General features: G+C 49.8%; 18 protein-coding genes and 1 tRNA gene. 10 read left to right on the forward strand and 9 right to left on the reverse strand.

Features of this window, described 5'->3' with window-relative positions:
- Positions 1 to 22: 22 nt before the first annotated feature.
- The 4 genes from fimC to sfmF are packed head-to-tail and all read left to right on the forward strand — an operon-like array spanning position 23 to position 4,822.
- A complete protein-coding gene (gene fimC / locus AC4ICF_RS05570; RefSeq protein WP_116341493.1) occupies positions 23 to 715 on the forward strand; it encodes a type 1 fimbria chaperone FimC in 693 nt (230 codons plus the stop codon).
- A 14-nt stretch (positions 716 to 729) separates the two neighbouring features.
- Complete coding sequence (locus tag AC4ICF_RS05575) at positions 730 to 3,291, forward strand: fimbrial biogenesis usher protein (protein WP_316380793.1); 2,562 nt, start codon at positions 730 to 732, stop codon at positions 3,289 to 3,291.
- Positions 3,284 to 4,291 carry a type 1 fimbria D-mannose specific adhesin FimH gene (gene fimH / locus AC4ICF_RS05580; RefSeq protein ID WP_316380791.1) on the forward strand — a complete coding sequence of 336 codons (1,008 nt, stop codon included), beginning with the start codon at positions 3,284 to 3,286 and terminating at the stop codon, positions 4,289 to 4,291. The genes AC4ICF_RS05575 and fimH overlap by 8 nt, the downstream gene beginning before the upstream one ends.
- Before the next feature lie 9 nt (positions 4,292 to 4,300).
- Positions 4,301 to 4,822 carry a fimbria assembly protein gene (sfmF, locus tag AC4ICF_RS05585; protein WP_028012231.1) on the forward strand — a complete coding sequence of 174 codons (522 nt, stop codon included), beginning with the start codon at positions 4,301 to 4,303 and terminating at the stop codon, positions 4,820 to 4,822.
- 51 nt (positions 4,823 to 4,873) lie between these two features.
- Here sfmF and fimZ read toward each other — a convergent pair whose 3' ends face one another.
- From fimZ to AC4ICF_RS05600, 3 genes are all read right to left on the reverse strand, one after another.
- Complete coding sequence (fimZ, locus tag AC4ICF_RS05590) at positions 4,874 to 5,506, reverse strand: fimbria biosynthesis transcriptional regulator FimZ (RefSeq protein WP_116341487.1); 633 nt, start codon at positions 5,504 to 5,506, stop codon at positions 4,874 to 4,876.
- Positions 5,507 to 6,318: 812 nt separating this feature from the next.
- A complete protein-coding gene (locus tag AC4ICF_RS05595) occupies positions 6,319 to 7,035 on the reverse strand; it encodes a helix-turn-helix transcriptional regulator (RefSeq protein ID WP_116341485.1) in 717 nt (238 codons plus the stop codon).
- Between the two features lie 24 nt (positions 7,036 to 7,059).
- A complete protein-coding gene (locus AC4ICF_RS05600) occupies positions 7,060 to 7,758 on the reverse strand; it encodes an EAL domain-containing protein (RefSeq protein ID WP_316380789.1) in 699 nt (232 codons plus the stop codon).
- Between the two features lie 278 nt (positions 7,759 to 8,036).
- Here AC4ICF_RS05600 and AC4ICF_RS05605 point away from each other — a divergent pair.
- From AC4ICF_RS05605 to AC4ICF_RS05630, 6 genes are all read left to right on the forward strand, one after another.
- Positions 8,037 to 8,113: transfer RNA gene (locus AC4ICF_RS05605), tRNA-Arg, on the forward strand.
- A gap of 164 nt (positions 8,114 to 8,277) precedes the next feature.
- Positions 8,278 to 9,471, forward strand: a complete 1,194-nt coding sequence (locus AC4ICF_RS05610; RefSeq protein WP_491466160.1) for a tyrosine-type recombinase/integrase — start codon at positions 8,278 to 8,280, stop codon at positions 9,469 to 9,471.
- A gap of 242 nt (positions 9,472 to 9,713) precedes the next feature.
- Complete coding sequence (locus tag AC4ICF_RS05615) at positions 9,714 to 10,661, forward strand: DUF6387 family protein (RefSeq protein ID WP_491466161.1); 948 nt, start codon at positions 9,714 to 9,716, stop codon at positions 10,659 to 10,661.
- A gap of 137 nt (positions 10,662 to 10,798) precedes the next feature.
- Positions 10,799 to 10,996, forward strand: coding sequence for a helix-turn-helix transcriptional regulator (locus AC4ICF_RS05620; RefSeq protein ID WP_410380479.1), 198 nt, complete (start codon positions 10,799 to 10,801; stop codon positions 10,994 to 10,996).
- Positions 10,997 to 11,100: 104 nt separating this feature from the next.
- A complete protein-coding gene (locus tag AC4ICF_RS05625; protein WP_491466162.1) occupies positions 11,101 to 11,697 on the forward strand; it encodes a Rha family transcriptional regulator in 597 nt (198 codons plus the stop codon).
- Positions 11,697 to 11,870: a hypothetical protein gene (locus AC4ICF_RS05630; RefSeq protein WP_164504972.1), complete on the forward strand. Its 174-nt coding sequence runs from the start codon at positions 11,697 to 11,699 to the stop codon at positions 11,868 to 11,870. Before AC4ICF_RS05625 ends, AC4ICF_RS05630 begins: the two co-directional genes overlap by 1 nt.
- 84 nt (positions 11,871 to 11,954) lie before the next feature.
- On the opposite strand, the gene AC4ICF_RS05635 is transcribed toward AC4ICF_RS05630, so the two are convergent.
- The 6 genes from AC4ICF_RS05635 to AC4ICF_RS05660 form a co-directional block, all read right to left on the reverse strand.
- Positions 11,955 to 12,818 (reverse strand): ORF6N domain-containing protein, encoded by an 864-nt coding sequence (locus AC4ICF_RS05635; protein ID WP_491466163.1) that lies wholly within the window; start codon positions 12,816 to 12,818, stop codon positions 11,955 to 11,957.
- A 1-nt stretch (position 12,819) separates the two neighbouring features.
- The gene (locus AC4ICF_RS05640) at positions 12,820 to 13,038 is read right to left on the reverse strand and encodes a hypothetical protein (protein WP_491466164.1); all 219 of its coding nucleotides are present in this window, start codon (positions 13,036 to 13,038) and stop codon (positions 12,820 to 12,822) included.
- Positions 13,038 to 13,460: a hypothetical protein gene (locus tag AC4ICF_RS05645; RefSeq protein ID WP_491466165.1), complete on the reverse strand. Its 423-nt coding sequence runs from the start codon at positions 13,458 to 13,460 to the stop codon at positions 13,038 to 13,040. Before AC4ICF_RS05645 ends, AC4ICF_RS05640 begins: the two co-directional genes overlap by 1 nt.
- A 2-nt stretch (positions 13,461 to 13,462) precedes the next feature.
- Complete coding sequence (locus tag AC4ICF_RS05650) at positions 13,463 to 13,813, reverse strand: hypothetical protein (RefSeq protein WP_491466166.1); 351 nt, start codon at positions 13,811 to 13,813, stop codon at positions 13,463 to 13,465.
- Positions 13,814 to 13,919: 106 nt separating this feature from the next.
- Positions 13,920 to 14,306: a S24 family peptidase gene (locus AC4ICF_RS05655; protein WP_491466167.1), complete on the reverse strand. Its 387-nt coding sequence runs from the start codon at positions 14,304 to 14,306 to the stop codon at positions 13,920 to 13,922.
- 64 nt (positions 14,307 to 14,370) lie between these two features.
- The gene (locus AC4ICF_RS05660; RefSeq protein WP_008499353.1) at positions 14,371 to 14,676 is read right to left on the reverse strand and encodes a hypothetical protein; all 306 of its coding nucleotides are present in this window, start codon (positions 14,674 to 14,676) and stop codon (positions 14,371 to 14,373) included.
- Positions 14,677 to 14,825 lie beyond the last annotated feature (149 nt).

Genomic DNA, 14,825 nt, shown 5'->3' on the forward strand with positions numbered 1-14,825 from the left:
CATTATTAAAGGTACGGTTTTGATGAATATGCTAATTAAACCAGGACTGCTTTTATCGTTTATTTTAATGATGGTTTCTGCTTGCGCGAATGCTTCCGGCGGTATTGCGCTGGGGGCCACGCGCGTTATTTATCCGGCGGATGCGAAGCAAACGTCGCTGGCGATCACCAACAGCAATAAACAAGAACGCTATTTAATTAACGCGTGGATCGAAAATGCCAGCGGTCAAAAGGAAAAAACCTTTGCCGTCACGCCGCCGCTGTTCGTTAGCGAGCCGGACAGTGAAAACACGCTGCGTATTATTTACGCCGGTCCGGCGCTGCCTGCCGATCGCGAATCGCTCTTTTACATGAACGTGAAGGCGATCCCGTCAGTGAACAAAGCGAAAACAGAAAACAATAACGTGCTGCAGCTGGCGATCCTCTCACGCATCAAGCTGTTTGTGCGCCCGACTAACCTGGCGATGCAGCCGGATGAGGCGCTGTCCCAGCTGCGTTTTGAGCGCGTGGGGAACCATCTTAAAGTCAGCAACGCCTCTCCGTACTACATCACCCTGGTCAACCTGAAGCTGGGCGGCCAGACGCTGGAAAACCTGATGGTGGCGCCGAAAAACTCGGCTCAGCAGGTGCTGCCCGCCGGGGCCGGCGGTACGCTCTCCTGGCAGAGCGTGAATGACTACGGCGCCATTACACCAGCGCGCAGCGTCAACCTGTGAGCAGAGTCAGGGCGATGAAAAATCACCAGGGACGTTACTGCCCGGTTGCACTGGCGCTGATGGCCGCGCTCTGGCCGCAGGCCGGCTGGAGCGAAAGCTACTTCAACCCGGCCTTCTTGTCCGACGACACCGCCAGCGTGGCGGATTTGTCGCGTTTTGAACAGGGGCACCAGCAGGCGCCCGGCATTTATCGCGTGGATATCTGGCGTAACGATGAGTTTATCGGCACCCAGGACGTGCGTTTTGAGCAGGCCGAGAACATGCCGCCGATGGCGGGCGGTTTGTCGCCGTGCATTACGCGCGCGATGCTCGATCGCTTTGGCGTCAACGTTGCCGCATTTCCCGAACTGGCTAACGTGCAGGGTGAAACGTGCGTTCCGTTGACCACGGCCATTCCCGGCAGCGAAACGGTATTTAACTTTGCCTCGCAGCGCCTTAACGTCAGCCTCCCGCAGGTGGCGATGCAGAACAGCGCGCGCGGCTATATTCCGCCTGAACAGTGGGATGAAGGCATTCCCGCCGCGCTGGTGAACTACAGCTTCACGGGCAACCGGGGAAGCGAAGACGACAGCTATTACCTGAACCTGCAGAGCGGGCTGAACTATGGTGCCTGGCGTTTACGTAACAACGGCGCATGGCGCTACACGCAAAATAACGGCAAGCGGCGCAGCGAGTGGCAGAATATTGGCACCTGGGCGCAGCGCACCGTTATCCCGCTGAAAAGTGAGCTGGTGCTGGGCGACAGCAACACCGGGAATGACGTTTTCGACAGCGTCGGTTTTCGCGGCGGGCGGCTTTTCTCGTCCGACAGCATGTATCCCGACAGCCTGCAGGGCTACGCGCCGACCGTGCGCGGTATTGCCCGTACGCCTGCCAAAGTGGTGGTTCGCCAGAACGGCTACGTTATCTATCAGAGCTACGTCCAGCCCGGCGCGTTCGCCATCACCGATCTTAACCCGACCTCCTCCAGCGGTGACCTGGACGTTACGGTGGAAGAGAAAGACGGCAGCCAGCAGCGCTACACCGTGCCGTACTCCACCGTGCCACTCCTGCAGCGTGAAGGTCGCTGGAAATATGACCTCGTGGCGGGGGATTACCGCAGCGGTAACAGCGACCAGGATACACCATTCTTCGCCCAGGGCACCCTGATTACCGGCCTGGCCAACGGCATTACGCTCTATGGCGGCACCCAGCTGGCGTCACGCTATACCGCATTGGCCGTCGGTGCCGGGAAAAATCTAGGTGACTGGGGGGCCGTCTCCGTCGATATCACCCACGCCCGCAGCCAACTCGCGGACGACAGCAAACATGAAGGGCAGTCCCTGCGTTTTCTTTATGCAAAATCGCTGAACGGATTTGGCACTAACTTCCAGCTGCTGGGTTATCGCTACTCCACGAAAGGGTTTTACACCCTGGACGATGTGGCCTGGCGCTCAATGGAGGGCTACCAGTATGCCGATAGCCAGGACGATAACGATGTGCCGGACGTGCAGAGCTATCACAACCTGACGTGGAATAAAAAAGGCCGCTTCCAGCTCAACATTTCCCAGTCGCTGGGGGACTACGGTTCGGTCTATATCTCCGGGAGCGAGCAAACCTACTGGGGGACGGACGAAACGAACCTCTGGTATCAGCTGGGCTACGCGGGGGGCGTGAAGGGAATCAACTACTCCCTGTCATGGTCGTGGAACAAATCCGTCGGGATCGAGGGTACCGACCGGATCGCGTCGTTTAACGTCTCCGTGCCGTTTAGCCTCTTTACCCGTCAGGGCTATCGCCGGGACAGCGCGATCGATCGCGCCTATGCCACCGCATCCGCCAGCCGAAACAGCGATGGCGACACGAGCTGGCAAACCGGCGTCAGCGGCACGCTGCTGGAGGACCGCAACCTGAACTACAGCGTGACCCAGGGACACGCCAGCACCAATGGCTCAAGCGGAAGCGCCAGCGCCAACTGGCAGGCGACCTACGGCACGCTGGGCGTGGGCTACAACTATTCCCGCGATCAGCACGATCTCAACTGGCAGCTCTCCGGCGGGGTGGTTGGCCATGCCGACGGCGTGACCTTCAGCCAGCCGCTGGGCGATACCAACGTGCTGATTAAGGCGCCGGGGGCATCAGGCGTCAGCGTGGAAAACCAGACCGGCGTGAAGACCGACTGGCGAGGCTACGCGGTCATGCCGTATGCCACCGTCTACCGCTACAACCGCGTGGCGCTGGACACCAATACCATGAGCAACAGCACCGATATCGAAAACAACGTGAGCAGCGTGGTGCCAACCAAAGGCGCGCTGGTCCGCGCCAGCTTTGATACCCGCATTGGCGTGCGCGCTTTGCTGACGGTAACGCGTGGCAACCAGCCCGTGCCGTTCGGCGCCGTGGTGCGTGAAGTCCAGAGCGGCATGACCAGCATGGTGGGTGATGACGGGCAAATATATCTGAGTGGGCTGCCGCTGGAAGGCGAATTGCTGATCCAGTGGGGGAACGGGGCGCAATCCCAGTGCCGTGCGCCTTACAGCTTGCCTGAAAAGAGCCTGCAACAGGCGATCACACTTAAGGGGATCCGCTGTGATTAAAATCCATATCTTAGCCTTGTCGCTTCTGGCACTTCTGCCCGCGACAAACGCGTTAGCCACCGTGTGCGTCAATGAAAAGGGCGTGCCGACGGAGGTGCATTACGACCTGACGGATAAATTCAACAGCTCGAATAACCAGGTTGGGCAGGTTGTGACCCTCAGCGAGAAATCGCAGTGGGTGGGGGTCAATGCCGTCTGCCCGAAGGGCACCGTCGGGAATACGACCAAGCGCAGCTACGTCACGGATTATCCGGTCACCGGGACCAGCGATGGCTATCAGTATCTGAAGCTTAACGACTATCTGGACGGGGCGATGAAAATCACGGACAGCTATGCTGGCGCGTTTTATCCACCCAAAAATTATATCCAGATGGGGAGCCATCCGAACGTTTCAAAAAACAAACCGTTTGGCGTGCAGGATTCCAGCCTTATTTTCCGTCTTAAGGTGACCCGGCGCTTTATCAATATGGTGGTGATCCCGCGTGCCACCATGTTCCGGGTTTACGTCACCACCTCCTCCTCCGATCCGTTGACCACGCCGGTCTACACCATCAGCTACAGCGGAATCATTCAGGTGCCGCAGAGCTGCGCCATCAACGCCGGCAATGTGGTTGAATTTGATTTCGGCGACATTGGTGCCTCCCTGTTCAGCAAGGCTGGCGTGGGTAACAAGCCGGAGGGCGTCTCATCGCAAAGCAAAACCATCGCGATTAAATGCACCAACGTGGAGGCAAACGCCATGCTGACGATGCGCGTCGAAGCTGAAAAGGTCTCCGATAACGTGCTGGTGTCGGATAACCCGGATGTGGGGTTCATCATTGCCAACGAGAGCGGTGCGCCGCTCACGCCTAACAACCTGACGAGCAAAATTCCGTTCCGCCTGGACGACAGCGCCCAGGCGCAGGTTGGGATCCGGGTCTGGCCGGTGAGCGTGACGGGCAACAAGCCAGCGGAAGGGCGCTTTACCTCGCGCGGATATTTGCGCGTGGATTACGACTAAGGAGCAGACATGCGAAACGGGATCCGTTTTATCACCGTGGCGCTCTTTGCGCTTTGCACCCAGGCTCAGGCGGAAACCGCATTGGGCGAAATTAATATTCGGCTCTACGGCAATATTGTCGATTTCACCTGCGTGGCAGAGGGTAACGATAGCGACAAAACGGTCACGCTGGGCACCTGGCCCACGAAGCAGCTCAACACCACGGGGAGCCGCACGCAGCCAATGCCCTTCACGCTGAAGCTGACCGGCTGCCCGCCCGGGGCGGCGTCCATTACGTTCTCCGGTAAAGCTGACGGGAGCAACAGCGGATTGCTGGCGCTGAATGATGCCAGTACAGCGAGCCACGTCGCCGTTGAGATCAGGGATGCGGATAAGACGCGCCTGGCGCTTCAGCAGGCCAGCCAGCCGGTCACGGTTGATGCACAGGGGAATGCGACGCTGTCATTTTATGCCAATTATATTGCCACTGCCGATAACCCTCAGCCCGGACGGGCTGATGCGGATGCCACCTTCATGATTAATTATAATTAGCACTGACCGCACTCCCTGCAGCTCAGATAAACTGCAGGGAGTGAATTCAGGTTATAGTAGCTCGTGCGCTTTGGCGTAATCTATTAATTCCACGATGCTTTGCACGCCAAGCTTGGAATAAATATTGGATTTGTGCGCACTAATGGTTTTATTGCTCAACAATAGCTGCTCAGCAATCTCCTTATTGGATAATCCATTCGCCAGATAACGCAATACCGTGACCTCACGATTCGATAATGGCATATCCACAGCCATCCCTTTTCCTGAACCCATATGGTTTATAAAATTCAGCGTTTCAGACGGGAAAAAAGAATAGCCCATCAGAATCATCTCTACGGCGTTGTAGATCTCACCCAAATCTTTTCGTTTACTGACGAAGCCGTTGGCCCCGGCGCGAATCGCTCGACCCGCGTAAAATAACTCTGATTTGGAGGAGAGGAACAGAACCTTGATGTCTTTGTTTAAGTTTCTGATTCTCTTCAGTAAAGCGAATGCGTCAGTGCCCGTGAGTTCGATGTCAAGGATCACCAAATCGATAGGATGATTGCGAATGCAGTCAAGAACTTCATGGCTATCGCCAGACTTAAGCTTGACTATGATATTTTTATTTTTCTGTAGCAGGACCTCTATCGACATTCTGACGATAGGATGTTCGTCCATAATGATAACGGATGCCGGTTTCATTTTTAATGCCTCAGATTGTTAAAAGCGTTATGCAGAGTTTTGTAAAACTCTCGAAATGCCGGAAGGATATAAAGTGCAGATCCCTATACCGTAGTATTTCCCTGGAAAGAGCGAAAGCATCCTTGTTTACGTAATGAAAAGAACGGTGCCTCAGCGCGGTCATCTCATTTGGCTGGTGTTGGCAAAAAGGTTTTTCTTATTCAGATTTGGTACGCTTCTTATTATACAGGGTAAGTTTTTTCCGAAAACCCTGTAAATTAACCTCCGCTTATTGGTTTGTATTATCTTCTGGATCTGAATGGCTATTTTTTTAAATTTAGCGGAAATATCCTGTTATCCTATTTACCACATCTTTTCATCTTTATGTAATAACAAAAAATAACAGATGTCTCTTTATGTTACGATATTGTTAACAAAAGAGAGCCTCAATTCGGAGGGGGAGCCAGGGAAATTGAGGCGGAAAAGTACCCCCGCAGAGTGTCAAACCTTCATCTGAAAGTGCTTAAGGTGTATCACCGTCGCGTCATCATCGCACAGGAGAACATGCTACTCACTTTGCTTTCCGCTCCAGGAGAGTGAAGCGAAGCTGCTTGTTTTTACATCATTATCATCTTATTAACGCCTTCTGCATTCACTTAACGGATGGAGGAAAGTGCTGCCATTGATTCAATCTGTGACATTTCACATGGTTCCGGACCATAAATTAGGAATAGTTATAAAATCGAATATATTGTTAAAATTTAACCGTTAATTAACATTGAGGGTAAGTAAATTCCTAAAGCGCTTTAGGAAATAAGAGGTTAGTGCGCAAGTTAAAACGTACAGTCTGAGAGGTTATTAAGAAGGTGTAACAATTCCTGGCGATGGCTCAGCCCCAGCTTCAGCAGGATGCAGCTGAGACGGTAGATAATGCGGCTATAGGGACGATTCTGCAAAAGGGCAATCTGACGTAAGGTCTTTCCGCGGGCAAGCTCCTGCAGAATGGGCCATTCGTTGCGGGAAAACCAGTCTTTGTCGGAACCCTGCGGGGGGCGAGAATCCATCAGGCTGTGCTGAAGTCCTGCCGCGTTCATCTGACGTTCCAGCACGTGAAAAGGGCCTGCCGCCTTGCAGAACAGGCGGGTATCATAATTATCTGCCCGGACCAGAAGCCACGGCGTCAGGAAGGGGGGATACAGGCTATGCCTTCTTAACCGATCCAGCTGATCGATAAGCCCGGTGGAACGGCTTTCGATATCCACCACCAGACGGGCTGAAGGCCATTGGAACTGGGCGCCCAGCGCATCATCCAGCGAGGTGTAGTCACAACAGCTGCTCAGGGGAAACTGCCCATTGAGAAAACCGGTGCGCAGAAAATGATCTTCCGTAACAAGGATAATAAACGGAGCATCGGTTTTTCGGGGCTGGCTGATGGACTGGCTCAAAAATTCGAGCCGGTCGAAAAAGGGGGGAGCAAATGGTGAGCGCGTAAATCCCAGTGCATCACTTCCTGTACGCCGCCGCCGGTAACGGCGCACTGTCATTCGCATGGTCTCCCTCCTGGAAATGGCGTTTTAATCCTCCGGCCATGTCCAGGACGGCCAGTAATACCCCTGGCCGAAATCTGCGCCTGCCTGCAGTGCCCAGGTGCGATCGCGTTCAGTCTCAATACCTTCGATAAGCACGCTCCCGGCCAGCTGAAAGCAACGTGAAACCAGTTGCCTCAGCGCAGGCGTGGCGCGTAAACGCCAGAATGCGTCCTTATCAATTTTGATGCCGCTCAACGGTAACCGACAAAATAAAAACGGCTGAATGATAATTTCGTCAATATCATCCAGCCATATACTGTGCCCCTGCTGCCGGAGTGTCCGCATGTTCTGAATGGCGCTCTGCTTCTGTGCGGCAGAGAACGTCAGAAAAACAGGGGAATCAACAATCTCAATATTCAGCGGCGTGTTTTTCAGTTTTATAAGCCGCTGAAAAGACGCTGGCTCTGTCAGAACGGTTATCGGCAAATTAATAAAAAGGTTATGACCGTGCGGCGTATTTTTTAGTGCGGCAAGCTGCGCTTCAAGCAGCGTCATTGACCAGCCTGCTGGCTGATGGCGGAAAAAATCCTCGCTGTAGCATGTGTCTGACAGGACGCTTAGTACCTCCACGCCAACCCGTCGTTGAGAGGTGAGGGCGACGACAGGCTCCAGTTTGATGCCGACGATGTCCTGAGAAATGTCGTGTAACCGGGGGGGCGTATCGAACGGGTTGTGCGCTGTCACTCCATTATCCTGTTGTCTGTCAGCCTCCAGGCGGCCGGGATACCTCGCTCTAGTGTGACGAGCTGACGTTCCGGAAAACAGCAGGCGTTACTTAAATGCAACTAAGCCTTTTCGCAGTGCTGAATTTTACGGTGAAACAGGGAGAAATGTTGAGAAAATAGCCGTATTTACAATCGGCTAGGGGTAATTGCCCCGGAAAACGGAAAAGGCATTGACTCACCTGCCATTGACCGTATAATTCTTCGCGTTTCACCACCGCGAAGTACACTCTTCTCAGTGCGCCCTTAGCTCAGTTGGATAGAGCAACGGCCTTCTAAGCCGTAGGTCGTAGGTTCGAATCCTACAGGGCGTGCCATTATCACTTCCACTAACGTCTCTCAAAGTCTACTCAATCCAGTAACACCAAGCCATTCAGCTAAATCTCGCTCTCCCTACGTCTACTAAATTGTATTGAAATCCACACCAAACTGGGGGTACATTCGGGGGTATATGCAGGTTCAATGGAAAGAGATACCCCCAATGAAGTTAACGGCACGCCAGATAAGCACAGCTAAGCCTCAGGACAAGCCCTACAAACTGGCGGATGGCGGTGGCCTGTACCTGCTAGTTAACCCGAATGGTTCCCGATACTGGCGCCTGAAGTACCGCCTCGCTGGAAAAGAAAAGCTCCTTTCAATTGGCGTTTTCCCTGATGTGACCCTCGCTGAAGCAAGAGATAAGCGAAATGAAGCCAAGCGATTACTCGCTAATGGTGAAGATCCGTCTGAGGTTAAACAGGCGGAGAAACAAGCCAGAATACTCGCGGTGAATAACAGTTTTGAGTCTCTTGCTCTTGAATGGCATGAACATAAGAAACCGAATTGGTCTTCTGGTTATGCTGACGACATCCTCGAATATCTGCGAAAAGATATTTTTCCTTATATCGGTAGAAAAGCTATTACCGATATCAAACCCATGGACATGCTTTCTGTTCTGAAGAAGATGGAGGAACGTGGTGTCCTGGATAAGCTCAAGAAAACGAGACAGGCTTGCCGCCAGATATTTACTTATGCTGTCATCACCGGAAGGGCCGAGTACAACCCAGTCACTGATTTGGCCGGGGCTCTGAAATCTCCCAAACAGCAACATTTCCCTCATCTCTCACCAGCTCAACTTGGCCCCTTCAGACAAGCTGTCGACGCATATAGCGGCAGTAAAATTACCCGCATCGCGACATTACTTCTCATGTACCTCAGTGTCCGAACCATTGAACTTCGTGCCGCAGAGTGGCATGAATTTGATCTGAGCAAAGATCTCTGGCTAATCCCAAAAGAGCGCATGAAGATGCGTCGGCCACACCTCGTTCCTATTCCCAAACAAGCTAAGGATCTGTTGCTCGAACTCAAAGAGATTACCGGCAGAGGAAAGTATGTTTTCCCTGGGCGTAATGACGCAGGTAAGCCCATGAGCGAAGCCAGCATTAACCAGGTGATTAAACGTATCGGCTATGCCGGTCAAGCTACTGGCCATGGCTTCAGGCACACCATGAGCACTGTGTTACATGAACAGGGATTCAATTCTGCTTGGATAGAGGCACAGCTGGCACATTCAGACAGAAACACGATACGTGGTACCTATAATCACGCTCAGTACATTGATGGTCGACGCGAGATGCTTCAGTGGTATGCGGACTATCTGGACGAGCTTGCCTATAAGAACCTTAAGAAAATTTGATGGGGCAAAAGCAAGATCTTGATTGATGATTTTGTGTTTACTAATTGTTTTTTATTGTTTTTTATTGTTTTTTATGAGTTGCGATGCTTTTAATTCCAGATTTGGTTGTGAGAAAATCTTTATTTGAACCTGTTTTTATATACAGTGGTGAGTGGACAGGAAATCCATAGTAGAAGATAATCATCTAAATTTGAATGCTCGTCAGTAGCAAGAGTTATTATCAATATGCAAGGTTAAATGAAATGGCTAAAAAAGTGACCCCGAAAGAAATATCTGCTTGGATGAATCTTGATATCTATAATAGATTTCTTGATCTCACTATTGATGAAATAATAAATGAGTTAGAGCATAGAATCTTTTTTCTTTTAGATCTCTCTTCTAAAGAGAATCCAGATGATAATTTTAAAAAGTTTCAGGCTGAATTTTTAGAAGATATTAAAAGCGGGGCCATACTTTCATCTGATCTATCTGAACGACCGATATCTTCATCTTTTGATGATGATGTCGGGGATGAGGAAATTTCTGATCTCCTTTTCAGGATTCATGGTCGCACTATAATGTCAAAAGATCATGATCAGCATCCTCAGGAGGAAGAGCTCGCTAAAGGCGAAGCCTTATCGCCTTTCACACTTGCTGACCTTGTGTCGTATCATAGACATTTTCGATTAACTAAGCACATTGATGAAATTGATAATATACCTGTTGTAAACGCAGGCCGTATTTTTTCTAGTGTAAATGCTGTGGAAGATGGTAGTGAGTATTTTTATGATGAAATAGTTGTTAATGTTAATTTGTCATCGTTTACTGATGATGAGTTATTATCAGAATTCAAAGAATTGTTAAAGCAATGGCGTAAACAACTTGGAATCGATGAGCCTGAGCAATATAAACAAAGAGTTGGTATTTCAACGATAAAGAAAATTTATTCATATAGAGTGTTCCCGTTTTTGGATCTACTGTTATGGGAGTCTGTTAATCAGAGAAAGATAAGTAATGAGCTTATTGCTAGGGTTTTATATCCCCTAGATGGAGATGACGTTGTTGGAGGGCAACAAATAAAAGACAGCGTTAGGCCATTTGTTGAAAAAATCGTCTTTGAATCAACATTACAACAGCTTAAATTTTATACGATGAAAAACGATTACCTACGAACTATGAGACTTTCAGATGTGATGAAAATCGCCGAATAAACGCTTGGGTGAAACTTGTTGAGATTAGCCAACGGCTAGGCTCCAAAAGTTATTTTTTCTCTATTTTTGTGCTGCTTGACTTACGAACTAATGAGACTCTCCTGCTGTAGATGACTAAATGCAATGGGAGATAAACTATGTCAAAGTCTCTAGTAAGAATATCTGAAGTCATACGTCGAACCGGTTACAGCAAGGCGTGGATTTATCGCTTGATGAGTCAGGGGAAATTCCCATCCTCCGTCAAAATTGGCTCCCGAGCCATCGCCTTCGTCGAAAGTGAAGTAGATGAATGGATCAACCAGCGCATCGAAGAATCACGCAAGGAGGTTGCCTGAATAAGAACCCCTTATGTGCATTTGTTGCGTGTCGTTGCATTAGCATCTGGTTAAGATCTGATCGTCGCGACAGCTACCAACTAATTAACGACAGGTAAATCATCATGACTAAATTGTATGCCCTCTCCGGGCAGGGACTCTCTCAACCTAAAATCGGTCAGCACGGCATTTCTACGCCGACTATGAGTAGCTTAGAAATGGTCGATTACATCAATGCCGAGCGTAAAGCGAAAGCAGAAGCAGAAGGATTAACTTTCCCATGCAAGCGCTATACGAAGATTCAACACAAACACATCCTTGCCAAGTCGCCGAAGGTTTTGGGTGAGGGACACTCAGCCAAATTTTTGGCTCAGTATAGTGATAGCACAGGGCGTGAGCTTCCTTGCTACCAGTACCCTAAGCGCGAAGCTTGCCTAATGGCGATGAGTTATAGCTATGAGCTGCAGGCCAAAGTTTACGACTATATGGAAGAGTTAGATCGCCAGGCTCATGGCTACCTCAATTGCTCAGTGCAAGAATTGCAGGCGATTGTGGCTGGAGCCCGTAAGGTATCAGATGAAGACTCAAGTGACGCTGGCCGCCGTTTGCGTAAACGTCAGGACGATCTGGTACTGCTCGAGAAAGCGGAATCGCTGGTTGAAAGCCTCAGTCAGTTGAAGCTCGATTTTATCGGTAGCGATCGTGATAAGGAGATTCATTAATGTGTCAGGAGCAAAAACTGAATCCAGTTAATGAGCTTGAGAGAATCAGGGCGCTTGCAGTCGCTGCCGGCTATTTATCCACTACCGGGAAAGAAGCAACGCTGCTGTATGAGCTTGTAGATTTAGTAGGGGAAATCGCCCGCAAGGCACTCGAGCATGAAGGCGTATTATAGATTTCGTTACTATGGGTGGCTTACGCCACCCCATATTTTCATCCGTTCACCTTCCTTCACGCGTTTCTCTACTGGCCATACATCTCAGAGGCCTTCAGGCGTATAAATCGCTTTATCGTGGCTGTATTCGCCGTTCCATGTCTTTTTCATCGGCAGTTCACCTTTCATATACAGCTGGTATAGGCGATGACAGCCTTTCTCCAGAAGCACAGGTGTAAACTTTGTGAAAGCATCCATACCGTGCGGGGTTATCTGCGTCTGGTCTTCTGTGAGGTATTTGTCACGGGCATATGAGGCGACACGCCAGCGAGGATCTTTCTCAGGATCACGTTGCTCGTTGAACACCCAGTCACGCTCGAATATCCACCACATCATTTTGTTGATATTGACGCCATTAAGAGCCTTACAGAATGCCGGGATCGTCATGCCTTTGGTGAAGTGCTTTTCCAGGCTTTCAACCGTCGCGTTGAGTGTTTTGTTTTCCAACGCCACCGCTTCTGCCCGTTCTTCTGCCTCGATAACCATCATCGCCAGCTGTTTACGGCTGAGAGCCACCTGTGTTGACGGTGCCGCGATGGCATCACGCTGAGTAAAGTAAAATTCCACCAGGTCTTCGTGATATCCCCAGGCTTGATCGGTTTCCAGCATCTTCGCGTGGTTGGCGGCACCGCGTTCTGTCCACAAAACAAGCTGACTTGTATACTTGCTAACCAACCCTCTTAAAGAGGGGAGCCTTTTAAGCTCATGCAATTCGGCCCCTTCTACTTTGAAGAAGTGCTTATCTTCAATGAAGCGCGATTCGTTACGGGAGAAGTTGTTGGTGAGCATTTTCTCGGTCGCACCATAACCCGCCGCCAGTTGTTCAGTGGTCACCACTCGCTGACCGCGATACTCAATGTGTTGCAGGTCGCGGGCGGCTACCGGTGCCACTTCAGTTTTTTTAGCCATGTTATTTCCCCTCCTCCAGTTCGATCACGATGTGTTTTGCATAACGGCGCATACTGCGATTCAGTGGCATCAGTACGTTGCCGTCCCCGGTACTGAACAGCGATACAAACTGCTCACATTGCGCATTTTCGCGAACTGGTTCCCGTGTTAGCCGGTGCCCTTGTGCCAGCGTCAGCCCACATAGCCCTTGTCGAATTTTTCTGCTACGTCTCTTTACCATCAGCGCACCCCCTTTGGTTTGCTGGCCTGCAGCTCTGCCTGCTCTTTCACGTAGCGGTCGTGCATGGAGTCCCACTTCGCCAGCCACTTTTGTGCTTCGCGCTTACGTTCCAGGATTCGACGCAGACGGCGAATACAACGCTGGTGGGCCATGAAATACTCATGGGTTACGCCGCCCCGCTGCCAACAGTTAAGTTCTGGCTTAAGAGGATGGACTGCCTGCACATCCGGGTGACGCTGCTCAAATCCGGAGCGCTCAAATGCTTCTGAAGTCATGAAGAACGCCAGATACCGGATCGCCGTATCTCGGGAGAAGCATTTTTTAATGCGTCCGTGGCGTACTGCCACGAACAGCGGGCCAACTGGCGTATCGTGTTTCTGTAATGCCAGGTCAATCGTGCTGGCGGTGCGGTTATCGAACATAATTAATTTTCCTCACTTACATGCTTCTTTTTCACGTAATCAACAACCTCGTTCAGAAATTCGTCGATAATTAATTTCCCTGAATCTGTCAGATATTCGGTGTGTTTATTAATTTCTATGGCATTTTGATATGCTGTTTTGATAGTAGCGTCACCCTCATATCGGTTAAGCCCACCGCGAGTTAATCCTTCAAACCGTAATAACAGCTGATTCAAGAAGTGCTCATTTATCTCTACGGTTTCAATTTTGTTATCTGGCAGTTTTATAATTAGTAGGTTTCCACCAGTCTTACGTTTGAGTCGCGCCAATGCCGCGTTAGCAACTCTGCGCCGGTAAGTTTCGATAATATTCATAGTTAGTACCCATAAGCTTTCTTGAGATAAAGGCGAGCGATTGCCTCGTAACCACTAGCTGCATAAAGACAGGCCGCTCTGTATGCTGATTGGTCTTTTATGAAAGTCATACAAAGTGCTTCACAGCCAAAGAAGCGACTACACGACCGTGAATTTTCATATCTTTAAGTTCATCGGTATTGATGGTGAAGGTTTCGTAATGATGATTGTCCGAAATAATCTTCAATGAACCACAAACTAATGGCTCAACTCTCTTAATAAAAAGGCACCGACGACCAAATACATCCATCGTATAAACATAAATGCCAGGGGTAAGCGCACGGCCACCGCAATCAACGAAAGCCACAACCTCACATGGTTCAATGGTCGGCTGCATTGAGTCACCTTCCATCCTGCAGCTCTGAACGCGGTTACCAAAGTCATTAATATTGTCAGAGCCAAACAGTATTTGAGGTGTTTTTATTGGTTGATTAATTGCGAGAGAATTTTGCATTTTCATTTCCTCAGGGTGAGTTCGTCCCCACCCGAAAAGGTGTTTTTATACTAAGTTGGGTTAATTAATATGTTGCTTGTTTGGCTTCGAACATTTTCTTAATGTCAGGGTAAGCATCAATGATTTTTTTAGCATCATCACATGCTTCATCGTATGACTTAAAAAAATCAACCAGGACGAAATAGTTATCGATGCGTTCGTAAACGGCGAACTCCATCTCACCAACAAACGTTGTATTAAATTGATAATTAAATCCTTTCTCACAAGGCTGCACAGCATAGCAATAAGACCAGTGCGAATTTGCTGCTTTGAGCTTGGCGTGAATATCAAATTCCATGCTGTTTGGTTTTGGTAGGGAGGTTGTGTTCATCTCATTGGCTCCGTTGTTTGCCGATGAATGAATACTACAAAACGTACATATTTATGTCTATACAAATCGTACATTAATTTGAGTGATTTGTACAAAGTGTATGAATATTAAAAGGAAATAAATTACATGATGTGAGGTTTTGCGGGGAA

It is taken from the genome of Enterobacter sp. ECC_219_Taxon_10 (assembly GCF_058354905.1).